The 21,670-nt window shown below is 64.3% G+C and carries 19 protein-coding genes; 11 read left to right on the forward strand and 8 right to left on the reverse strand.

Translation table 11 applies throughout. The features are described 5' to 3' along the window. The 5 genes from C483_RS15980 to C483_RS16000 all read left to right on the forward strand — a co-directional run. The coding region (locus C483_RS15980; RefSeq protein ID WP_006654401.1) for an acyltransferase at positions 1 to 541 on the forward strand (541 nt) is incomplete at its 5' end. Continuing rightward, positions 538 to 1,881 (forward strand): DegT/DnrJ/EryC1/StrS family aminotransferase, encoded by a 1,344-nt coding sequence (locus C483_RS15985; protein ID WP_006654402.1) that lies wholly within the window; start codon positions 538 to 540, stop codon positions 1,879 to 1,881. The genes C483_RS15980 and C483_RS15985, both read left to right, overlap by 4 nt. Beyond that, the gene (locus C483_RS15990) at positions 1,878 to 2,900 is read left to right on the forward strand and encodes a Gfo/Idh/MocA family protein (RefSeq protein ID WP_006654403.1); all 1,023 of its coding nucleotides are present in this window, start codon (positions 1,878 to 1,880) and stop codon (positions 2,898 to 2,900) included. The genes C483_RS15985 and C483_RS15990 overlap by 4 nt, the downstream gene beginning before the upstream one ends. Next, complete coding sequence (locus tag C483_RS15995; RefSeq protein ID WP_006654404.1) at positions 2,900 to 4,492, forward strand: nucleotide sugar dehydrogenase; 1,593 nt, start codon at positions 2,900 to 2,902, stop codon at positions 4,490 to 4,492. Before C483_RS15990 ends, C483_RS15995 begins: the two co-directional genes overlap by 1 nt. Further along, on the forward strand, positions 4,485 to 5,810 hold the full coding sequence (locus C483_RS16000) for a glycosyltransferase family 2 protein (RefSeq protein WP_006654405.1): 1,326 nt from the start codon (positions 4,485 to 4,487) through the stop codon (positions 5,808 to 5,810). Before C483_RS15995 ends, C483_RS16000 begins: the two co-directional genes overlap by 8 nt. An 80-nt stretch (positions 5,811 to 5,890) precedes the next feature. Here C483_RS16000 and C483_RS16005 read toward each other — a convergent pair whose 3' ends face one another. Then, on the reverse strand, positions 5,891 to 6,994 hold the full coding sequence (locus tag C483_RS16005) for a DUF354 domain-containing protein (protein ID WP_006654406.1): 1,104 nt from the start codon (positions 6,992 to 6,994) through the stop codon (positions 5,891 to 5,893). 151 nt (positions 6,995 to 7,145) lie between these two features. Between C483_RS16005 and C483_RS16010 the strand changes: the two genes are divergently transcribed. Then, positions 7,146 to 8,063 carry a glycosyltransferase gene (locus C483_RS16010; RefSeq protein WP_006654407.1) on the forward strand — a complete coding sequence of 306 codons (918 nt, stop codon included), beginning with the start codon at positions 7,146 to 7,148 and terminating at the stop codon, positions 8,061 to 8,063. Between the two features lie 36 nt (positions 8,064 to 8,099). Here C483_RS16010 and C483_RS16015 read toward each other — a convergent pair whose 3' ends face one another. The 5 genes from C483_RS16015 to C483_RS16035 all read right to left on the reverse strand — a co-directional run bounded on the left by C483_RS16015 (position 8,100) and on the right by C483_RS16035 (position 12,718). Next, positions 8,100 to 8,318, reverse strand: coding sequence for a hypothetical protein (locus C483_RS16015; protein WP_006654408.1), 219 nt, complete (start codon positions 8,316 to 8,318; stop codon positions 8,100 to 8,102). Between the two features lie 136 nt (positions 8,319 to 8,454). Then, entirely contained in the window at positions 8,455 to 9,531 is a 1,077-nt protein-coding gene (locus C483_RS16020; protein ID WP_006654409.1) for an NAD-dependent epimerase/dehydratase family protein, read from the reverse strand. Further along, the gene (locus C483_RS16025) at positions 9,531 to 10,556 is read right to left on the reverse strand and encodes a DUF362 domain-containing protein (protein ID WP_006654410.1); all 1,026 of its coding nucleotides are present in this window, start codon (positions 10,554 to 10,556) and stop codon (positions 9,531 to 9,533) included. Before C483_RS16025 ends, C483_RS16020 begins: the two co-directional genes overlap by 1 nt. Continuing rightward, a complete protein-coding gene (locus C483_RS16030; RefSeq protein WP_006654411.1) occupies positions 10,556 to 11,659 on the reverse strand; it encodes a Gfo/Idh/MocA family protein in 1,104 nt (367 codons plus the stop codon). Before C483_RS16030 ends, C483_RS16025 begins: the two co-directional genes overlap by 1 nt. A 108-nt stretch (positions 11,660 to 11,767) precedes the next feature. Then, positions 11,768 to 12,718: a polysaccharide deacetylase family protein gene (locus tag C483_RS16035; protein WP_049912835.1), complete on the reverse strand. Its 951-nt coding sequence runs from the start codon at positions 12,716 to 12,718 to the stop codon at positions 11,768 to 11,770. Between the two features lie 296 nt (positions 12,719 to 13,014). Here C483_RS16035 and C483_RS16040 point away from each other — a divergent pair, with 296 nt between their 5' ends. From C483_RS16040 to C483_RS16050, 3 genes are all read left to right on the forward strand, one after another. Then, positions 13,015 to 14,613, forward strand: a complete 1,599-nt coding sequence (locus tag C483_RS16040) for an alkaline phosphatase family protein (RefSeq protein ID WP_006654413.1) — start codon at positions 13,015 to 13,017, stop codon at positions 14,611 to 14,613. Between the two features lie 97 nt (positions 14,614 to 14,710). After that, positions 14,711 to 15,190 carry a hypothetical protein gene (locus C483_RS16045; RefSeq protein WP_241431526.1) on the forward strand — a complete coding sequence of 160 codons (480 nt, stop codon included), beginning with the start codon at positions 14,711 to 14,713 and terminating at the stop codon, positions 15,188 to 15,190. Positions 15,191 to 15,318: 128 nt separating this feature from the next. Continuing rightward, the gene (locus C483_RS16050; RefSeq protein ID WP_006654415.1) at positions 15,319 to 15,747 is read left to right on the forward strand and encodes a hypothetical protein; all 429 of its coding nucleotides are present in this window, start codon (positions 15,319 to 15,321) and stop codon (positions 15,745 to 15,747) included. Positions 15,748 to 15,802: 55 nt separating this feature from the next. Here C483_RS16050 and C483_RS16055 read toward each other — a convergent pair whose 3' ends face one another. Both C483_RS16055 and C483_RS16060 read right to left on the reverse strand, forming a co-directional pair. Continuing rightward, positions 15,803 to 16,033 carry a hypothetical protein gene (locus tag C483_RS16055; RefSeq protein ID WP_006654416.1) on the reverse strand — a complete coding sequence of 77 codons (231 nt, stop codon included), beginning with the start codon at positions 16,031 to 16,033 and terminating at the stop codon, positions 15,803 to 15,805. Between the two features lie 54 nt (positions 16,034 to 16,087). Further along, the gene (locus C483_RS16060; protein WP_006654417.1) at positions 16,088 to 17,419 is read right to left on the reverse strand and encodes a hypothetical protein; all 1,332 of its coding nucleotides are present in this window, start codon (positions 17,417 to 17,419) and stop codon (positions 16,088 to 16,090) included. A 400-nt stretch (positions 17,420 to 17,819) separates the two neighbouring features. Here C483_RS16060 and C483_RS16070 point away from each other — a divergent pair, with 400 nt between their 5' ends. Together C483_RS16070 and C483_RS16075 are read left to right on the forward strand one after the other, a co-directional pair. Further along, complete coding sequence (locus C483_RS16070; RefSeq protein ID WP_006654418.1) at positions 17,820 to 19,628, forward strand: hypothetical protein; 1,809 nt, start codon at positions 17,820 to 17,822, stop codon at positions 19,626 to 19,628. A gap of 404 nt (positions 19,629 to 20,032) precedes the next feature. Beyond that, positions 20,033 to 20,977, forward strand: coding sequence for a hypothetical protein (locus C483_RS16075; RefSeq protein WP_006654419.1), 945 nt, complete (start codon positions 20,033 to 20,035; stop codon positions 20,975 to 20,977). Positions 20,978 to 21,670: the final 693 nt, after the last annotated feature.

Raw genomic sequence — 21,670 nt, forward strand, 5'->3', positions numbered from 1 at the left:
CCCCGAGGCGACGGTCGGCTACGGCGACTTCGACGAGCCGACGCTGCTCGGCGACGACGCGACGATCAGGGCCGGTTCGATCGTCTACGGCGACGTGACCGTCGGCGACGGCTTCACGACGGGCCACGATATTCTGGTCCGCGAGTCGACCGACATCGGCGACGACGTGCTCGTCGGCACGAAGACCGTCATCGACGGCCGGACGACCATCGGCTCCAACGTCAGCCTCCAGACGAACGTCTACGTGCCGACCGACACGCAGATCGGCTCGAACGTGTTCGTCGGCCCGGCTGCGGTGATGACCAACGACGAGTATCCAGTCCGTACCGACGCCGGACTCGAGGGCCCGACGATCGAAGACGGGGCCTCGATCGGCGCGAACGCGACGCTGTTGCCCGGCGTCACGATCGGTGAGAACGCCTTCGTCGCGGCCGGCGCGGTCGTCACGGACGACGTACCGGCGAACAGCCTCGCACTCGGCGCACCGGCGACGATCAGACCGCTTCCTGCCCCACTCGAGGGACCGAATCAGCTCGAATGACAGACCGATCACCTCCATCTTCCACGGACTCGACGAATCACACGGATCGCGACCGCAACCGCGAGCACGACCGGACGCAGCCGACGGAACGGGCAACCGACGGCGGAACCGGAGCCGGAACCGGAACCGGAACCGGCCCCGAGACTGGCACCAGCGTCGACACCGAAGCCAACGCCAGTGCTCCCGCCGGAACCGAAACGAGCGACAGTCAGCAGGCCGCCGAGCCGGTCGAGCACGTCCCCATCGCTGACCCCTCCCTGAGCGACACCGTACTCGAGCGCGTCGAGGCCGTCCTCGAGGACGGCATGCTCGCCGACGGCCCGGAAGTCAGGGCCTTCGAGGGCGAGTTCGCCGGCTTCTGTCGCACCCAGCACGCGGTCGCAACCTCCAACGGGACGACCGCGCTCCACGCCGCACTCGAGTCCTTCGGCGTCGAGGAGGGCGACGCTATCATCACCTCGCCGTTCTCGTTCGTCGCGAGCGCGAACGCGATCCGCCTCGCGGGTGCGACGCCCGTCTTCGCGGATATCGACCCCGAAACGTACACGCTCGACCCGGCCGCCGTCGAGCGCGTCCTCGACGAGCGCGACGACATCGTCGGTCTGCTTCCGGTCCACCTCTACGGCCTGCCGGCGCGCATGCCCGAACTCTGTGCCATCGCCGACGACCACGACCTGTTCGTGCTCGAGGACGCCTGCCAGGCCCACGGCGCGACCGTCGACGGCAAACGCGTCGGCGGCCTCGGCGACGCCGCCTGCTTCTCGTTCTACCCGACGAAGAACATGACGACCGGCGAGGGCGGCATCGTCACGACCGACCGCGACGACATCGCCGACGGCGTCAGGCGATACGTCAACCACGGCCGCGACCCCGGTGAAGGCGGCTACGACCACGTCGACCTCGGGCACAACTACCGACTGACAAGCCTCGCCGCCGCCATCGGCCGCGTCCAACTCCAGCGACTACTCGAGTTCAATGACGCACGCCAGGCGAACGCGGCCTACTACGACGAGCACCTTGAGGCGGTGCCACTCGAGACGCCGACCGTCCCGGACGGCTCCGGTCACGTCTACCACCAGTACACGGTGCAGGTCGAAGAGCCCGACGAGCGCGACGCGCTCGCGGAGACACTCGCGGCGCGGAACGTGGACTCGGCCGTCTACTACGATCCGCCGATCCACCGCCAGCCGGCCTACGAGACGGTGAGCACCGCGGCTGCCTCGTTCCCCGACGCCGAGCACGCCGCCGAGACGGTGCTCTCGCTGCCCGTGCACCCCTCCCTCTCAGAACAGGAGCGCCGCACCGTCGTCGAAGCCGTCCACGACCACTACAATCTATGAGTACGGAACGAACGCGACACACGACCGCTGCCACGTCACCAACGCCGGTTCGCGCCGGCGTCATCGGCGTCGGCTCCATGGGACAGAATCACGCGCGCGTCTACAACGAACTCCCCGGCGTCGACCTCGTCGGCGTCACCGACCACGACGCGAGCGTCGCCCAGCAGGTCGCCACCGAGTACGGTACGGCCGCACTCGAGTTCGACGCGCTGCTCAGCGAGTGTGATGTCGTCACGGTCGCCGTGCCGACGCACGCCCACTACGAGACGGTCTCGACCTGTCTCGACGCTGGCGTCCACGTGCTGGTCGAAAAACCGATCGCCCAGACCGTCGAAGAGGGCCGGGAGCTGGCCGAACAGGCCCGAGAGGCCGGCCTCGTCCTACAGGTTGGCCACATCGAGCGGTTCAACCCGGCGGTACAGACGGTGATGGAACTGATCGACGATCTGGACGTGATCAGCCTCGAGGCCGAACGGCTCGGACCGCCGGTCGACCGAACCGCGCGAGACGACGTCATCTTCGATCTGATGGTCCACGACGTCGATATCGTCGGCTCGATTCTCGACGGGCCGCCGTCGACGATCAACGCGATCGGTACTGACGACGGCCAGTACGCGACTGCGACGATGCAGTACGACGACGTGGTCGCCTCGCTGACGGCCAGCCGCGTCACCCAGAAGAAGGTGCGTAAACTCACCGTCACGGCGCGGGAGTGTCTCGTCGAGGTCGACTACCTCGAGCAGTCCGTGCTGATCTACCGCGACTCCTACCCCGAGTATCTCACGGACGACGGCCCGAACCGGTATCGCCACGAGAGCGTCGTCGAGAACGCGCGCGTCGACAACGGCGAGCCGCTGCGACACGAACTCGAGTCGTTCGTCAAGACGGTCCAGACCGGCGTCGAACCGGCAGTCACGGCAGAAGACGGTGTCATGGCGCTCCAGACGGTGCAGGATATCGCTGCGCTCGCGGACGATGAGACGCCGCGCCGGGAGCGCGAACGGGAGGTGGAAGCCTGATGCGTGTGGACGACACGTCACCAGCGGCAGAACGCACCACTGCGCTCTACCGCACAGAGATAACCGAAACGGACCAGCGAGCGGCGCTAACCGGCGGCGACGTCCCAGTCGCCGTCTACGGTCTCGGGAAGATGGGGCTGCCGCTCGCGGCCGTCTACGCCGAGACGACCGGGAACGTAACCGGCGTCGACGTCGATCCAGATGTCGTCGAGACGATCAATGCCGGCGAGAGCCACGTCATCGGTGAACCGGGACTCGCCGACCTCGTCGCCGAACAGGTCGGCCAGGGACGGTTTGAAGCGACAACGGACGGTCCCGCTGCGGCCGCACAGGCGCGGATCCACGTCATCATCGTTCCGACGCTACTCGACGACGACAACGAACCGGACCTGACGACCGTCGAATCCGTCGCCGCAGATATCGCGGCCGGCCTCTCGCCGGGCGATCTGGTGATCGCCGAGTCGACCCTGCCGCCGGGCACCTGCCGGGATGTACTCCAGCCGTTCCTGGCCGCCGAGAGCGGCCTCGACACCGACGAGTTCGGGCTCGCGTTCTGCCCGGAACGAACCTCGAGCGGGCGCGCGCTGCAGGATATCCGCGGCGCGTATCCCAAGGTCGTCGGCGGCGTCGACGACGAGAGCACCCGCGCCGCGACGGTACTCTACGACGAACTCTCCGAGAACGAGGTCCACCCCGTCGCTGACGCGACGACCGCAGAAGCCGTCAAGGTCTTCGAGGGGATCTACCGCGACGTCAACATCGGGCTGGCGAACGAACTCGGCCGCCTGGCGGACGAACTCGACATCTCGGTCCGCGAGGCCATCGAGACGGCAAACGACCTGCCGATGTGCCAGCTACACGACCCCGGCCCCGGCGTCGGCGGGCACTGCATCCCCTACTACCCGCACTTTCTGCTCTCGCGGATGGACGAACCGATGGACCTCACGCGAACTGCTCGGCGGGTCAACCAGACCATGCCGTCGGTCGTCGTCGACCGACTCGAGTCCGAACTGACTGCGACCGAGACCGGGACCGAGCTGGCGGACGCGTCGGTCGCAGTCCTCGGGATCACCTACCGCCCTGGCGTCGAGGAGACGCGCGCGTCGCCCGCGATCGGTGTTATCGAGCAGCTACGCGACCGCGGTGCCGACGTTTCGGGCGTCGATCCGCTGGTCGACCCGGCCGAATACGGCGCACAGCCGTGTTCGATCGACGCGTTCGAATCCGCGTCGGTCGACGCCGCGGTCGTCGTCACGCCACACGAGGAGTTCGACGACATCGACTGGAGTGCGCTGGAGCCGACCGTCGTGATCGACGGCCGGGACGCGCTGGATCGGGGTGTACTCGAGTCGGCCGGTCATCGGGTCTACACGCTCGCGGGGTCGGTGGATGGGCAGCCCCCGGCAGCAGGCACCGACGCGTTCACGACGGGTGACACCGGCAGCCGCAACGGGAGCAGTGAGAAGGACGACGGCCGTACGGAGGCTGTTATCGAGGCGGTCGAGGGTGACGGTGATGGTGATGGTGATGGAGCGAGCGAACAGACGACCGACGCTGCGGTGAATCGAACCGACGGTGGGACCGATGTATAACGGGAACTCGATCGGCGTCGTCGTCACGTCCTACAACGAGGAGCCGTTCGTCGGTGAGGTCATCGAGACGGTGCCGTCGTACGTGGATCGGATCTACGCGGTCGACGACGCCTCGCCGGACGGAAGCTGGGCGGAAATTCAGCGGGTTGCAAAGCGTCTGAACGCCGACGGCGAGCGTGATGGTACTGCTGAGATGGAGTCCGAATCAGAATCGGAACCAGCCCACGCGGTCGCCGACGGCGGCGACAACCGCCGCGTCGTCCCGATCCGTCACGAGGAGAACCGTGGCTACGGCGGCGCGGTCAAGACCGGCTACGAGCGCGCCGCGGCCGACGGGATCGACGTGGTCGCCGTGATGAACGGCGACGGCCAGATGGATCCCACGATCCTCGATCGGATCATCGACCCCGTCGTCACGGGCGAGGCGGACTACGCGAAGGGCAACCGCTTGCTCTATCGTGACGACCGCGAGGGGATGTCGACGTTCCGCTTCGTCGGTAACGCAATTCTCTCGGGGCTCTCGAAGTTCGCCTCGGGCTACTGGACGATCAGCGACCCGCAGAACGGCTACACCGCGATTTCCCGAGAGACGATCGAGGAACTCGACCTGGACGAGATTACCGACGAGTACGGCTTCCTCAACCACATCCTCACGCACCTCAACGTCAACGACTGCCGGGTTGCGGACGTCTCGATGTCCGCAATCTACGGCGACGAGGAGAGCAGCATCCGGTACGTGCCGTTCATCCGGTACGTCTCGTTGCTCCTGCTGGGGAGCTTCTACTGGCGGCTCAAGCGCCAGTACGTGATCGAACGGTTCCATCCGGCGGCGCTGTTCTATAGCACTGGAACGGCAGGGCTTGCCGTCGGGAGCAGCGGTCTCGCGGGCTCGATCGCGCAGGCCGCCCGTGGTCGCGGTGGCTTCACGGGCGCGCTCGCGTCGATCCTGACGATCCTCGTGGGCCTCGTCTCGCTCGGCGTCGCGATCGCGATGGACGCCGAGGAGAACGAGGACCTGCAGTGTACCTGGTACGAGGACAGCGCGGGTCGGGAGCAGGCTCGTTCGGAGGCGGTCGCGCAGTCGGCGCAGGCGGAGACGACTGAGTCCGAGTCCGGGTCCGGGTCTGGGTCCGAGTCGGTGGCTGCGGCTGATGTCGACGGTGTTGCAGCTGATGCAGACGCAGGCACAGACGCAGCAGGCACAGACACTGCCGATACCACTGACAGTGGCAGCGACAGCAACACAGAATCCGAAACCGAAACCGACACCAGCATCGAACAGCCTGCCGAACCGAGTCCGGCACGCTCCTTCGAGTAACTCGTTTTCTCCCCCGTCGTTGGGCTCGTGGATTCGTTCTTTGGCAACCGCCCACCGTTCAGCTCCGTCTCTACACCGTGCTACTGCATCGGTGCCCGCGGCTGCAACGCCTCGCGCACGTCGGGCTCGAGTACCCCCACCTCACCGCGGGCCTCGGCGACGGCGACGATGAGGTCGGTCAGGTTGACGAGGTCGCCGACGTACTCCGCTCGCCGTTGCTGCCAGCGTTCGCCGGCGGCTGCGTCCGTCGTCACTAGCTCAACAGCCCGATCGCGGACAGCCGCGTAGTCGTCGAACTGCTCTGCGAGACCCGCGCGCTCGAGTTCGGCGAACTCACCGTACTCGTGGTCGTCGGTGCCCTGGAAGCGCAGCGCGGGTGTTCCGAGCAGCCCGGCTTCGTTGACCATCGTCCCCGTATCGGCCACGAGCAGGTCCGCACCCGCCATCGCGTCGTGGATCAGCGCCGGATGGAGGTCATACGGACGGGCCGGAAGATCGCTGAAGTCCATTGTTCCGCTCTCGTCCGAGACGAAGATGGTCGCGTGCTCGCTCAGATGCTCGAGGAGGTCCCGCCGCTGTGCCCGCGAGAAGCCCTCGATCCCGGCGTCGTGGAGCGCGTCCATCGCGTTGAATCGGACCAGCGCGTACGGCTCGTCGGGATCGATCGCGAGGTACTCGTGAATCCCCCGATCCGCCTCGAAAACGTCGGGGTGGAGATAGGCACACTCCTTGAACCCCTCGAAGGTGTAGTGGTCGTCGCCGAGATCGCGGCGCGTGACGTCCGGCGAAATGATGCAGTCGGCGAACGGCCGCGAGACGGTGTGGTTGAAATCGCCCGGTTCGTCGTCCAGTACGAGGACAGTCGGCGTGCGGGTGACTGTCCCCGCCAGCGCGGCGTAGGGGCCGCGGCCGAAGACGACATCGGGATCGAACCGTCGCGATTCCCAGATGATTCGGCCGAACTGCTCGCCCAGTTCGCGGGCCAGTTCCGGCTTCGACGGCGCGCGTGTCTCGTGGGTACCGTAGCGGCGATAGGGGAGCCCAAAGAACTCGAGTAGGTCGGTCGTACAGGCGTACTCCCGGGTCAACACGAGCACGTCGTGGCCGGCCGCCTCGAGCCGATCGACGGCGTGACGGTACAGGTGCACGTGCGCAGGGGTGTTCGCAAAGACGAGAATTCGCATCGCACAGAGGTAGACGCTTGTGCTGCTTTGTAATCGTACAAGTACAGTAGGACGTCTGTCGTTGCCGATTTCTGCACATTTCACTCAAACCGACCGTTCAGAAAAAGTTGCGGATAACAAAACGCCGAGGGCGCCTTTCTCTACTCCCGAGATGCACGTCCTCACGCTGACGACGAACGCCGAGGCGCCGTTCATGACCGAGCAGATGCGCGCGCTCGAACGTCGCGGCGTCACCTTCTCGACGCTCTCGGTCGCCGGCGAGGTCGACGGCGGGACGTCCCGAAGCCCACTCGAGTACCTGAAATTTTTCCCCTCGGTCCTGAAGGAGTCGGGCAACGGCTACGATCTGATCCACGCCCACTACGGCCTGACGGGGCCGATGGCGGTCGCACAGCGGCGCACACCCGTCGTGCTCTCTCTCTGGGGGTCTGACGTGTATGGGCCGGTTGAACCCGTTAGTCGCGCCTGTGCGCCGTTCTGTGACGAACTGGTCGTCATGTCCGAGGCAATGCGAACCCACCTCGGCCGAGAGTGTGCCGTGATTCCGGACGGCATCGACCTCGAGAAGTTCCAGCCCGTGCCCCAGGAGGCGGCCCAGGAGGCGGTTGGCTGGGACCCCGACGCCTACCACGTGCTCTTTCCCTACACCCCCGAGCGCGAGGTGAAGAACTACCCACGTGCGCGACGGGTCGTCAACGCGGTCAACGGCCTGTTCGACGATCCAGTACACCTGCACACGGTCTACGACGTGCCCCACGAGACGGTGCCGGACTACATGAACGCCGCCGACGCCCTGCTGTTGACCTCTCACAGTGAGGGGTCGCCGAACTCGGTGAAAGAAGCTCTCGCATGTAACCTCCCCGTCGTTGCCGTCGACGTGGGTGACGTTCGCGAGCGTCTCGATGGCGTCTCGAACTCCGTCGTCGCGGACAGTGACGAAGCGCTGATCAACGGACTTCGGGGGGTACTCGAGTCCGGCGAGCGCTCGGACGGGCGAGAGGCGGCAAGGGAGATCAGTGTGGATCGGACGGCAGACCGGTTGCTCGAGGTGTACGAGCGGGTTGCGTGAGGCGGGGAGGATACTGAGTGAAGCGACCGTTTTCGACTACACGTCATCCGGTTCGAGCAACTGGATGCTGATCGAGATGAAGTAGACGAACATGAACATGAAGAAGCCGGCGGTGAGCGGCAGCAGCCGTCGGTCGACGATCGCGAGGTCCAACAGTGCCGCGCCGGCGATCGCGAGACAGTAGACGAGAATAATGAACACTCCCACCGCGTAGTAGAACCGGATGTCGGAGTCGAAGTACTCGCGCACGACCATCGTATAGTAGACGGTTGTGAGACGCCAACGAAAAGGGTACTGGTCCGTCCGTAGAACGCCACTACCCCGCCAAACACCGCTTTCTATGCCCGTTCATGTTCGCACTGACCGTCCCACCGGGAGCGCCAGTGGGCCGTCACTGGCACTCGGTTCGATACCACTCGAGTGCAGCGGGCAGATGCGCTTCCAGCGGCTGGTACTCGTAGCCCAGTTCCTCGTGGGCCTTGCGGGAACTGTAGAACATTCGGTCGGTCGCGAGTCTGGCCATCTGGCGGTCGAAGGGGAACCCCTGCCGATCAGTAACGGTGCCGACGACTTCGGCGACCGGGCCTGCAGCGTGGATGGCAGCCGCCGGAACGGGTAGGCGGGCGGGTGAGCCACCGGCGAAGGTGGCGATCCGGTCGACGGCGCGGTCGTAGGTGAGGTTTTCGCCGCCGAGGATGTAGTGTTCGCCGTTCCCGCCGTGTTCGTAGGCGGCGAGAATGCCGTCGATCACGTCCTCGAGGCCGACGATGCTCAGCCCGCCGGGGAGATACGCCGGCATGGTTCGATCGAGCCCCATCGAGAGCAGCTGGGCCGTGAAATCGGCGTCGCCCGGGCCGAAAATCGAGGTCGGGTGGACGGTGACGGCGTCGCCGTCACCGCCACTGTCATCGCAACCGTTACTGTCGGCGGCGTACCGGTCGACGAAGCGCTCGGCGGTCGCCTTCGAGCGCTGGTAGGCTCCGATCGGTTCGGCGATATCTGTCTCAGTTGCGAACTCATCGTCCTCGACAGCCCGCCGTGTGCCGGCCGTGCTGGTGAAGACCAGTCGGCCCACGTCACCGGCACGACAGGCGTCGAGCACGTTCCCGGTGCCCTCGCGGTTGACTCGCTCGACGGTCTCGGCGTCGGCGCTCCAGAGGCCGATCCCCGCGAGGTGAAAGACCGCGTCGGCTCCGTCGACCAGCGAGCGCAGCGTTTCCGGCTCGAAGAGATCGCCGACGTACCACTCGACGTCGTCGAGATCGCCGCGATCCGATGTCGGGCGGGAGAGACCGCGAACGGTCCAGCCCTCGGCGAGCAGACGCTCGCAGAGCGCGGTGCCGAGAAAGCCAGTCGCGCCGGTGACGGCTGCGACACGCCCGCTGTCGTCGGTGCTCGTCGCGCTCGCCGTGCTCGCCCGTCCCGTTTCGGAGCCAGTGTCTGGCCCGGATGGGGTCTCCGTCGCCATTAGCTACCACCCCGCAACTCGAGTTGGGGCGGAACTGCGTCGCCGCCGACGGCAGCGTACAGTCGGTAGGCGATCGAGACGGCGGGGTGTGTGTCGTCCGACGACGGCAGCGTCCCTCCCTGAAGGCGCGTTCGGAGTGTGTCGAGCTGGGCCTCGAAATCGACCGTGGGATCGGTCGCCGCGCGGCCGACAGGGTCGACGCGAATCTGGGGTGCCGAGCCTGAGTCGGGTTCCACGCCGGTCGCCGTCTCGGTCGCATCGGGGGCGAGTTCGATCGCGCGGTCGTCGAATCCGGTGTCGAACAGCGACGCGCCGAGCGCGTCGACAAGGGGCGTCGGGCCCGCGAACAGCGCGTTGGCCGCGTAGGGTTCGTCACCGTAGACCGTCGTCGCGTCGAGCAGACAACAGGCGGGTTCGATCGCGCGTGTCGCGGCGACGGCGGTCGCTGCCGGCTCGGCGACCGCGTCCGCGAAGCCGCCGAGCGTTCGCATCCCACCGGCGACGTGCCCTTCGTCGGTCGGCCGCAGCGACGGAACTACCAGCACGGTATCCTCGCGGAGTCGTTCCGGAACCGAGACCGCGACCGAGCGGTCGTCGACCGGGAAGACGTGTCTCGTGGTGTCCCCGTCACCGCTCTCCGGCGCGAGGTCGACGAGTTCCGCGCCGGTTCGCTCGCAGAGATCGGGATAGCCGAGATACGCTGCCGTTCGCTCGAACGGCATGTATTCCGTGCTCGCGCCGGCCACGGCGAGAGTGGCGTCGGTCCGCCAGGAGAGCTGCTCGAGCACCGCGCCGACCACGGCGGGGTCCGTGACCATCCCCGACGAGGGGTGAAACGGGTAGTGCGCGTCGGGAACGATGGTGATCCGGTCGGGCTCGTCCGCGACGGACTCGAGTACCGGACCGAGTGCCTCGCCGACGGGGGACTCGAGTGCGGACAGGCGTGCGTCGAGGGTGGGGGTCCAGCCGCCACGGTGGTCGCTCGCGTCGACGAGTGTGGCACGGACGGTGTTCGACCGATCCATTACCGGGTCACCTCCACTGGATCGAGTTCTGCAGTGTTCTTTTCGGCGGCCAACTCGGCGGCAGTTTCGGCGAGTTCGAGGCTGCGCCGGCCGTCCTCGCCGTCAATTGGTGGCCGCTCACCCTCGCGAATCGCCTCACAGAACGCCGAGAGCGCCTCGTAGTGGGCCTGCAGATAGAACGTAGGGCCGAAAACGTCGGGCTCGTCGTCGGTGAACCGGCGCAGGACGTTGGTCAGCGCTGATTTCGCCGCACCCGCGTAGAAGTTCTGCGGGAGGTGATCCTGGTTGCTGATCGTCCCGGTGATCCCCTCGAGCCGGAGCCTGGTGTTCACTTCGGGGAGTTGCTCCCACTGGTAGGAGCCACAGTGCAGCGTGATCGACGTCTCCGTCTCGGGGGCTCGCAGGAGTACCGTCGCCGCGTCCTCGACCGGAATGTCGAGCGTCGAATCGGTCGATGCATCCTGCACCTCGAGCTCGCCGAAGAGCCACTCGAGTACGTCGAAACAGTGAATGCCGAGTTCGAGCAGCGAGCCGCCACCGGCGGCGTCGGGGTCAAGCGGCCACGAAGGGGGTGCGTTCTCGACGGGCGGGCGTCCCAGGGGACCGTCGTTGAGCCGGGTAATCGAGGCGTACGGGACGTGGCCGACGGTGCCGTCCTCGAACTCGGACTTGACGCCGATCATGTCGGGCTGGTAGCGAAGCGTGTGGTCGACGCCGACGGCGATGCCGGCCTCGCGCGCGGTGTCGAGCATGCGGTCTGCCTCCTCGGTCGAGCGCGCGAGGGGCTTTTCGACGAAGACGTCGACGCCAGCTACGGCGGCTCGCTCGACTGCGTCGGCGTGGAGAAATGGCGGCAGTGCGATCACGGCAGCGTCGAGCTCCTCGCGCTCGAGGAGCGTCGTATAGTCGTCGTACGTCTGGGGGACGCCGGCGCGCTCTGCTCGGGCGCGGTTCTCGGGAAGTGCGTCGGCGACCGCGCGAACCTCGACGCCGGGCATCGAGTGCGCAGACTTCAGATGGACCATGCCGATGTTGCCGACGCCGAGTACCCCGAGCGCGAGGTCGTCGGAGCCGGTCAGTCGGCCAATTGTTGACGAGAGCATCGTAGCCAATACCCGGCCGTATGCGGGCTTTGTTATCGCCGTCGTACTCTCTGCACGCACTGGATACCAGATGGCCGAGAGCGCGAACGCGCTATCAAACTGGCCGCATCAATTGTCTCCCATGATTCCACCGTCTGCGGCAACCGTCCCGCCGTCGACGCCGCGCGGAACGCGCACCCGCCGAGCAACGTCGCCCATGGTTTCCACCGTAAGATCTGTCTCCGCTCGCCGCCGGGACAGGTACTCGAGTATGGCCCGCATTCGGTGGTCGTCACGGGGGTGGGTGAGGTTGTTCGGGTGGAGCCACATGTGGAAGAGCCCGTCGTTTCGGACGGCCTCGTCGATGCCGCGTTTGGCCTGGAGGACCATCGGGTCCTGCCAGATGGATTCGGCGACGGTTCGTGCGGGGCCTTCGAAGCCGAAGAGAAACATCGAGGCGGGGACGTTCACCAGGCCGTATTCGTCGACGGTTGGCTCGACGAGCATGGTCTGGTCGCGGACAGTCGAGTCGAACAGCCCGCGGACGCCGTCGTACGTCGGTGATGTGCCGCGGTAGGCGTTGAGGCCGAACTCGGCGAGCACGTCCCGGTGACCAACGTCGTTTCGCGGGTAGATGAACGAGTCGACGTGTTGGCCCCACTGGTCGGCGATCTCGAGACTGCACTCGAGTTCGGCAACGGCGAGTTCGCGGTCGGTCGAGGGTGCACCGAAGAGTACGTGCGAGAAGGAGTGGCTGGCAAACTCGTGGTCGACACTGGACTGGAGGAGGTCGTCGACGAGATCACGGCCGAAGCGGAGGTCGGGCCGGTCCCACCAGTCCGTTCGTTCGCGCTCGAACCAGCCGTCGGGTGCGGGGTGGTCCTCGTGGACGCCGTCACAACCCTCGAGCATGAGGTGGCCGACGACGGCCCAGGTCGCCGGAATATCGAATTCCTCACACAGTTCGAGCATCGTCGACCAGCCGCGCCGTCCGGCCTCGACGCGTTCTGTGGGGAGTGGCTCGAGATCGTGAAACCCCCACCCGAGTTCCGCATCCAGCGAGCAGACGACGCTACCCATCTGTGCCACCACGACCACGCGATCGTATCATACGCCGGACGGATTCGACCTGCCGGTTTTGTTATTGGTTGCTTTTGTCGTGCTGTCGGCAGGCTACGGCCGGTATGGAGGGCAAACACCGTCCACACTCGCCTACACACCTGTCCCGTCTGCGTTGCTCGACGTCGTCGCACGGTCCCGATTCGAGGCCGGTAACGTCACCGAACAACGTTATTTTCGTCTGATCGGTCCGTGAACGTTCCCTATAACAAAGCGCTCATCGGGCCACCTCCACGACAGCAGGCTTCTCGACAATCATGAGCGGATCTACTCACCCCTCCGGGCAAGCGTTCGTGCTCGGACTCGACGGCGTCCCGTGGCGACTGATCGAACAATGGAGCGACGAGGGCAAACTGCCCAACTTCGCCAAACTGCGCGAGGACGGTGCAAGCGGCACACTCGAGAGCACCCGCCCACCGACGACGCCACTCGCCTGGCCCTCTATCGCGACCGGTGTCTGGGCGGACAAACACGGCGTCTACGGCTTCCAGAACCTCTCGAGTGAGTACTCACACGAGATGTACACGAGCCACGACATCAAGCAACCGACACTCTGGGAACTGCTCTCGCCGGCCCACGTCGGCAACGTGCCGATGACCTACCCCGCACGCGATCCCGAGGACGGCGGGAGCATGGTCACCGGCATGATGACGCCCTCGACTGACCAGCAGTTCGCCGCCCCCACCGACCTCCAATCTGAGATCGAATCCCAGATCCCCGACTACGAGATCAGTCTCGACTACCCCGAGTACGCCGACCGGCTCGACGACTTCGAGGTCGCCGTCGACGACATGCTCGCGACGCGGCGCGAACTCATGGACCTCCAGATGGACCGCGCCGGCGACGACTGGCGGCTGTTCTTCTTCGTCTACACCGCCCCCGACCGGTTCCAGCACCTCATCTGGGATATGGACCGGATCCTCGCCCACTACCAGAAACTCGACGAGATCCTCGGCGAGGTACTCGAGTACACCGACCGACACGAGGCGGACCTTTATGTCGTCTCGGACCACGGCTTCGGGCCGATTCACGAACTCGTCTACGTCAATCACATTCTGGAGCGTGAGGGCTACCTGGTGCGACGCGAGGACGAGGGGACGCGGGGTGCGCTCGCGAGCCTGGGAATTTCCCGGGACCGCATTACGGATCTCCTCGGAAAGGTCGGCATCTCCGAGGAGTTGCTCGTCTCGACGCTGCCACGGAAGCTGGTGGACTCGGTGGCCGAGCAGATTCCGGGCGACCACGCCCTCTACGACGTGAACTACGAGGAGACGACGGCGTTCGTCCACGGTGCCGGAAACTGTTACATCAACGACAGCGAGCGCTTCGTGAACGGTATCGTCTCGCCGTCGGAGGTGCCGCGGGTCAAGTCGGAGCTGGTGGACCTCTTCGAGTCGATCACCGACGAGGACGGCGAGCCGGTGCTCAGAGTCGACGACGGCGACGAACTGTTCCCGACCGATCCGAACTCGCCGGATCTCGTCGTCAACGGCGTCGACGGCTACGACTGTCGTAACGCGATCACGGACCAGCCGTTCGGTGATACCGGAACGTACGCCGCGAGCCACCGAAACGAGGGGATCATCCTCTGCCGCGGGCCGTCGATCGAACCCGGGGCCACGCTCCGCGGCGCGCGCGTGGTTGACGTTGCGCCGACGCTCTTACACGGAATCGGCGAGCCGGTTCCCCAGAACGTCGACGGGCGGGTATTGTTCGACGCGTTCGACGCGTCGGCGACGCCGTCGAAGACGAAAGTCGAGCGAACGTCGGTCGACCAGCCCCAGACAGCCGATTCGGTCGACGAGGACTTCACCGACGTCGAGGACCGGCTGAAGGGGCTTGGGTACATGGAGTAGCACACTCGTCTCTCGATCACTGCTACCTGCGGTCTCGTCGCCCATTACCCACCTGGTGACGGGGAAATTTATACCTCCGATCGATTATTTTTCCTGTATGTCCCCGCACACCAGACGGCAGGCGCTTCGAGCAGTTGGTGTCTGTTCGCCGCTGGTACTTGCTGGCTGTCTCACTGGTGAGCGCTCACCGAACGAGATGCGACTGGAACAGCTTCAGGTTGTGAACTACGTTCAGAAATCCCATACAGTCTCCGTAGAGATCACCGACGATGATGAGCGTGTGTACCACGACTCAGTCGAAGTTCCGTCAGCCGATGAAGACACGGCCGGTTGGGGGAACGACACCTGGTCCGACGGCGCGTTCGAAGACTACCCAACCGAGGCTGGTGCGTACATGATCCGTACCTGGTTAGACACGCAGTCCCGAGATGAGGGTCGGACGATAGACCTGCGTGAGTACGAGCATGACTGTGTCGAGATGCGGGGGCTAATCGGCGACCCGCGGATGGACCTTGGATCGACACTCAGCATCTGGCGAAGCTTTGGGTGTTCTGCGGAACGGGAGGAAACAGAGTAAGGGCGCTGGTTGTCACCGTACTGTTCTCTCCACGCTCCGTTCCACCCTCACGACGCAACTGTCCGGATTCTCTAGGGACAGCGCCTTGCAAGCACAGCGGCTACCCTACTCGAGTCCCTTCATCCGCTATGGTCGACGAGGATCTCGAACTCGAGCGCGACCTCGGTGAGGCAACGATCGTCTACGACGAACCGGACGAAGACGCGGTCAACAAGACGGTCCCGAACGAGCACATTGCGTACTTCCAGGATCACTGGATCATCAAGACGGACGAGGACGACGAAGGGAACGACATCGTTCGCCGGATTCCGTCCAATCGCGTGCACTACGTCGAGCGCTCCGTCGAGGAGTTCCAGTCGGAGGTCCAGACGGTCGCGGATCAGGTGCAGTCGTTCGCCTCCTCGCTGCGGACGAAGATTCCGGTTGGCGGAGACAAGGAAGGCGGCCGCGGCGAGCGCGACCCGGCAAGGGAGGGTGAAAGCGGGGTACACCCCATCGAAATCACGCCCGGTGAGGTCAACCGAGACGATGATCCTGACGAGGAACTGGACAGGTAACAACCCTTTTTCTCCGGTTTAGGCCGGGCGGAGCCCGTGTGTAGCGCGTACTCCCTCACGCACGGATCGGTCTGCCGGCGAGAACGTACCAGCCCAGTCCGAGAAGCACCATCCCAACGTACACTTCCGCGAAGTAGGCATCTCCGTCCACGCCGGCTATCGAGAGGACGACGACTGCAACGGTCGCCGTAAGCAGCGCGAAGAGTAGCCAGAAGATGGCCAACAACACGAGATCGAGCATCTCGTTCTGAGTCGAACCTGCCGAGTTCTCGGGCGGAGACTCCATGGGTATGCTATGACCGTCTGGAATAAAATTCTACGCGCCGGCTCCCCTCTCCCCCTATCGCCCCATTCGAACTCGATGCAACCCCGTTTTCATCGCCTTCCAGGCCGGATACGCTGCATTGTAGACCGGCGTCGGCGCATTCCTCGCGCCCGCGCGTAGTACCCGATGTGAGAGCGGCGGCCCCGACTCCGAGACGAGTGCGTTCAAATCCGCCGTCTCGAGCCACTCGACAAACTCGCGCTCGGCCGCCGACTCGGGTTCGCGGTCGGTCTCACGAACCCGCTCGCGGATATCCTCCCACATATACCGCTCGTCCTGGCCCAACACCCACTGCCCCTGCTCGAGTGCCGTCCGCAGCTCGCGGTAGTCCGACTCATCGAACGGGTAGCCGTGCGCCGTCGGCTCGAGTCCCGACAGCCGCAAGCCGACAGCAGTCCGATAGCACTTTTCGCAGCGCCCGCAGTTGCCGTCCATCCGCGTGTTACAGGTCTGCAGTTCCAGTGCGGGCGCGTCGCTTGCGACGTACTCCGCAATCGCGTCGAGGCGTTCCTGTCGCGTGAGTTCGTAGGCGTCGTGGTGGCACTGCGTCCCCGTCCAGCGGACGTTGTCGTCGATATCTGGGCGCGAGCCCCACTCGAGTTCGATGCCGTCCCAGTGGGTGGCGGCGACGTAGAGGTCGTCGATGGTGCGGGCGTACGCCATGGGGGCACAGAGGCCGAGGAGGCCCAGCCCGTGGCCGACGGAGCTGTACCAGGCGCCGTCGACGTAGCGCTTGTAGTGGGCGAGCAGCATGGCGTGGTCGAGCGCGGAGAGAGCGTTGGTTTCGATGAACGCAGTGTCGAGGTCGCGCTCGGCGGCGAAGTCGCTGACACGGTCGCGCAGGTGATTCCAGTCCTGATCGTCGGCGGGGTCCATGGTGATGGTCCAGCCGCGGATGCTGACGAGGGTTGGAGTCTCCTCGCGGTGGCGGACGTACGAACAGGTGGAGTCGACGCCGCCAGTGAAGAGGAGGGCGCTGTCGGCGTTCGAAACACCGGGTTCGGCTGCCGAAGGCTCCTGTTCCGTTACTCGTTTCGCGTACAGCTCCCCGCCCTCGAGAAAGTCGTGCATCGCACACAGTGACTCCTGGACGTCCTCGAGTGCGCGCGCGAACGTCGCGTCCACCTCCTCGACGTAGACGTCCGCGCCGTTTGCCCAGGCGACGGGACAGACCTGCGCCAGGACGGGAATCACGAGAATTCCCTCCGGGACGCTCTCGAGCGACCGATCGTAGCTCACGCGGAACGGTTCGTCCGTGAAAAAACGCCGCAGATCCGACGACGGTTGCACGTCGCACTCGAGTGTCGAGCCGGAGACGGTTGGGGGATCGACGGTGATGGCTGACATAGCAGTGTATCGCGTCGACCGACCACGAGCGGCTACAAAAACCATCAGAACCGTTGATCGGTCGCCAACTGTGAAATCGATGCATAGCCGACCCTCTGGGTTGGGACAACGAGGTCGTACAGTGTCAGTTCGATCGGCAGTCCTGTTCGGCTGGTGGCGCTCTCGCCGTTCGGTTTTGTGCGTGTCTCTGTCGCCAAGAGGACTGTATGAGCGTCGTACCCGGCGTCTGAACCGAGTACGCTCACGGGTTCTCCCCACGGTACAATTCTCGATATGCGGACCTGATCGTCTCTTACCCACTGTCGTTGATAAGTTCCGTATAACAAACCGCCAATTCGGTGTGGGAACGCCAAGAGATGCGTATCGATACGCGGCATCAACCTGTTCTGGGTGTGATACGATGAACAGATCGGTTCTCAACACCACGTTCGCGGGCGGCTTTCTCGCTCTCGCCGTTGGACTCGTCATCGCACGCGCGAACCCGGCGACAGGGTACGAGCCGTCGATCTTTGCGGGAACGCCAACTGCGACCTGGATCGGGTTCGCGATCGCGCTCGCGATTGCGGTCGTGTTGGCACTCGTCTGTCGTGGCCGCCAGCAGGGTGTTGCGATCGCGCTCGGTGCGACGACGGTGACGGCAATCGTGAGCCTGCCGTTGATCCGAGACTATCGGTTCTCCGGCATGGGTGATGCGCTTACACACCTCGGCTGGACGCGGGACATCGTCGATGGTGGGTTACAGCCCCACGAGCTGTTTTATCCGGGGGTTCACTCGATTGCGACGGTAATTCACTTCCTCGCAGGCATTCCAATCGAACGGGCACTGTTGCTCAGTGTCGTCATCCTGTTTATCCCGTTCCTGGTGTTCGTCCCGCTCGTGGTTCGGGATATGACCGGCAACGGACTCGCGGTTGGCGTCGCCGCGATCGTCTCCTGGATGGTGTTGCCGATCAACAACATCGCGACGCACATGGGCGTACACACGAACTCGAACGCGCTGTTTCTGGTGCCGGTTGTCATCTTCGCGTTCGTCGCCTACTTACACCGCCGGTCGACGATCGAACAGTTGCCGTTCGGCCTCTCGCCGTTCAGTCTGCTCATCTACTTTTCGGGGATCGTACTCCTGCTCGTCCACCCACAGCAGATGATCAACGTCGTCGTCCTCGTCGGGACGGTTGCGGGCCTGCAGTACCTCGCTCGCTGGCGCTACGAGGACCACCCCGTCGTTGAGCACCCGACGACATACACGCACGCGGTCGTCCTCGGTGCGATCTTCACACTCTGGGCGGTGACGAACGAACGGTTCCAGAGCGCCGTCTCCGGACTCGTCTACGGTATGTTCTCCGCCGATATCGGCGGTGGTGAGACGGTCGACCAGCGCGGTGGCTCGCTCACGGAGATTGGTGGCAGCCTCGGGGAAATGTTCGTCCTGCTCTTTCTTGACGCCGCCGTAATCGGTCTCGCCGCCGGTCTCTTCGTGCTGGTTATGTGGCTCGGCTGGACCACTACCGATCGCGACACGTCGACGCTCGTCACCTACTTCGCGCTCGCACTCGTCCCGCTCGGCGGGATCTTCCTCGTCTACTTCGTCGGGACGCCGACGATGGCGTTCCGGCAGGTCGGGTTCATCTACGTCCTGTTGACCATCCTCGGGGCGATTGCCATCGCACACGCGATTGGTGGTCTTTCGCGATACATCACGATGCCGGGTTCGAACGCAATCGCTGCGGTCGCACTCGGTGCGTGTCTCGTTCTCGGGCTGATGACGGTGTACGCGTCTCCGATCATCTACAACCCAGGCCAACACGTGACCGACCAGAAGTTCAGCGGCTACGAAACCGCCTTCGACCACGGCGCGGAGGACCGCCCACACGTCGGACTCGGCTACGATCCGTTCCGGTACGACCACGGACTGTACGGACTCGAACGTGATGCGCCACTCTCGGGCGCAGGCACGGCAAGCGGTGAGGTCGATCCCGAACTGTGGGAGGCCGGGAACTACACCGGCGCCTACAACGATCTCGACTACTACTTCATCGTCACTGAGTACGACGTCACCAGAGAGGTTGACGTCTATCAGGAACTGCACTACAGTGAGGCCGCACTCGAGGACGCCTCACAGCAGCCGGGCGTGAACAAAGTAATCTCGAACAGCGAGTTCGAGATGTACGCCGTGGACGCATCGGGCGGGAGCGACGCGCCAGCATAGGTCGCGTTGGAGCGGCTGACACTCTCGTCTTCGATTCACTGTCGTCTGTAATCACCATTCACTCGCGTCTCGAGTGAGAGAGTTCCCATATTGATCCGATGTGGTGTGGGTAACCAGGAACTGGACCGACCGTTTCGGCGATAAACGATTGCCCATCCCGATTCGAACGGCAGTCGACAGCAGCCACCAATACAGCCGATAGCGGCCGTCACTCCTCGATTAAACAGCTATTTATTCGGAAACAGGGGATTACGGGAACCGTTTGTACCGTTTTTCGTTCGTATTTTCGTGAGCGAATCGTCTTTCATTGTGATCGATACAGTACTGTTCGTAATACTATCTATAAATTTAACTCCCAACTCCAAGGAAAGGTTTATGAGTATAAGGTGATGTTACGGTAGTGTATGGCGCAGAATTCCCGTCCGTCCGATACGGAGAATACTCCGACTACCGGCCGTAATTCAGGCTTAACCCGCCGCAATTACGTCCAATCCATCGCAGCGGTCGCAACCGCAGCGACGACCCTTGGCGTAGCCGGTACGGCAACGGGCCAGACGGACTACGAACTCATCGAAGCCGAAAACCAGACGATTACGATCGGTTCCGGTGAGACCTGGGAGAACAAGCTTATCGACATGACGACCGGTCAGGACATCATCGTCACCGCACACGGTGAGGACTGGACCGTCCGGAACGTCGGCTTCACCGGAGAGAACACCTCCGGTTCCGGCTCCGCGACGTTCGGTATCTCCGACTCCGGTGGCTCGAGTACCATCGAAAACGTCTACCTCGGTGATGGCTCCGACGACCGCAACGGCAGTTCCAGCGGTCACGGTCAGACCGCCTTCTGGGTTGATCCCGACCACGCTGGTCACATCGACTTCCAGAACGTCAACATTCAGGGCTTCGCGGACAACGCAATCTACGCGTCCGCACCCGGAAATGCCGGCGGCGGCACGGTCCACATCGACCGCTGTTTCGCTGCGAACTGTTATGTCTCCCACTTCCGTCTCGCGACGGCGGGAAGCAAAGTCACGAACTCGAGTGTCTACATCAACGAGGAGGGCTACCAGGGCCGTGGGATCTGGGCCTGGGCACCCGGGACGATCGAAGTCGACAACTGCCAACTCGAGATGAACGGGCAGAACGTCGCGATCGACGCCGGTGCGAACGGCAACCCGACCGATGTCGTCGTGACCGACACCGACTACGACGAGCAGGCCGGCGTTGGCGAAAACGCTGGTTCGACGGTTCAGCTCGGTGACGACGTTGGCACCGATCCGTCCGCGTTCATTCCGGATGGAACGCCGACGAGTGCTGAGGAAGCGGCTGCCGGCGACGCCAACTGAGACGAGAGACGAAAACGAGTAACGCGCGACAGGTAGTTGGCCACCGCTGCCAAGGGGATGTGGCGGCGATGGCCGGCCCCGCGGTTCCGACGATTCCGAACCACTCGCCCGCTGTGGGATGAGGTGAGTGGCTCACCGTCTGGAACCCGCTGACGGCGACCCTCCACGGCGGGTCGCTCCGGGCTGGCGTCTGTCGATAGCTGCCCGGTGTCGACCGCCGATCGATACACCGCTGACCGACGGCCCTCCCGACGCTGCGGTCCACTTTTGCGTTCCATTTTCACACGGCTGTACGAGCGACTGGGTCGTTTCCCCGTGACGCTGGACTTGGACCTGGTCCTGACCCCGGTCCTGCCCCTGATCAATACCGGGAGCTGGGCTCCGTCCTCTGCACGCGCTGGGCCTCTCGCTGAGGTATCGGACTCCAAATGAGTACATCAATCTCACACCGTGGTTGCTTCCTCCACCTCGTCTACTGTCTGAATGGGGTGTGTCGGTCGCGCGACCGAGACGGTAGTTGATTGTGCAGAACGTGTTAGGATTTGAGGGTAATACTGATTTACCCGTCAAATGTTGCTGCTAGATTCACGGCGATTTCGGGTAATAGCCTATTACTTGCCAGAGATACCCGTATACGGTCTCGTTCCGGTCGCGAACATAGATAGTTTTGTGAACGAATAATCAGATCATAGC

Origin of the sequence: Natrialba hulunbeirensis JCM 10989 (assembly GCF_000337575.1) — an archaeon.
GTDB lineage: Archaea > Halobacteriota > Halobacteria > Halobacteriales > Natrialbaceae > Natrialba > Natrialba hulunbeirensis.

Bases quoted from the DNA above. Each gene is read 5' to 3' on its own strand.
- C483_RS16015 (WP_006654408.1), bottom strand. From the start codon at position 8,318: ATGGTCGTGCGCGAGTACTTCGACTCCGACATCCGGTTCTACTACGCG.
- C483_RS15995 (WP_006654404.1), top strand. From the start codon at position 2,900: ATGCGTGTGGACGACACGTCACCAGCGGCAGAACGCACCACTGCGCTC.
- C483_RS16005 (WP_006654406.1), bottom strand. From the start codon at position 6,994: ATGCGAATTCTCGTCTTTGCGAACACCCCTGCGCACGTGCACCTGTAC.
- C483_RS16010 (WP_006654407.1), top strand. From the start codon at position 7,146: ATGCACGTCCTCACGCTGACGACGAACGCCGAGGCGCCGTTCATGACC.
- C483_RS16055 (WP_006654416.1), bottom strand. From the start codon at position 16,033: ATGGAGTCTCCGCCCGAGAACTCGGCAGGTTCGACTCAGAACGAGATG.
- C483_RS16060 (WP_006654417.1), bottom strand. From the start codon at position 17,419: ATGTCAGCCATCACCGTCGATCCCCCAACCGTCTCCGGCTCGACACTC.
- C483_RS16070 (WP_006654418.1), top strand. From the start codon at position 17,820: ATGAACAGATCGGTTCTCAACACCACGTTCGCGGGCGGCTTTCTCGCT.
- C483_RS16030 (WP_006654411.1), bottom strand. From the start codon at position 11,659: ATGCTCTCGTCAACAATTGGCCGACTGACCGGCTCCGACGACCTCGCG.
- C483_RS16025 (WP_006654410.1), bottom strand. From the start codon at position 10,556: ATGGATCGGTCGAACACCGTCCGTGCCACACTCGTCGACGCGAGCGAC.
- C483_RS16020 (WP_006654409.1), bottom strand. From the start codon at position 9,531: ATGGCGACGGAGACCCCATCCGGGCCAGACACTGGCTCCGAAACGGGA.
- C483_RS16050 (WP_006654415.1), top strand. From the start codon at position 15,319: ATGGTCGACGAGGATCTCGAACTCGAGCGCGACCTCGGTGAGGCAACG.
- C483_RS16040 (WP_006654413.1), top strand. From the start codon at position 13,015: ATGAGCGGATCTACTCACCCCTCCGGGCAAGCGTTCGTGCTCGGACTC.
- C483_RS15985 (WP_006654402.1), top strand. From the start codon at position 538: ATGACAGACCGATCACCTCCATCTTCCACGGACTCGACGAATCACACG.
- C483_RS16000 (WP_006654405.1), top strand. From the start codon at position 4,485: ATGTATAACGGGAACTCGATCGGCGTCGTCGTCACGTCCTACAACGAG.
- C483_RS16045 (WP_241431526.1), top strand. From the start codon at position 14,711: ATGTCCCCGCACACCAGACGGCAGGCGCTTCGAGCAGTTGGTGTCTGT.
- C483_RS16035 (WP_049912835.1), bottom strand. From the start codon at position 12,718: ATGGGTAGCGTCGTCTGCTCGCTGGATGCGGAACTCGGGTGGGGGTTT.
- C483_RS16075 (WP_006654419.1), top strand. From the start codon at position 20,033: ATGGCGCAGAATTCCCGTCCGTCCGATACGGAGAATACTCCGACTACC.
- C483_RS15990 (WP_006654403.1), top strand. From the start codon at position 1,878: ATGAGTACGGAACGAACGCGACACACGACCGCTGCCACGTCACCAACG.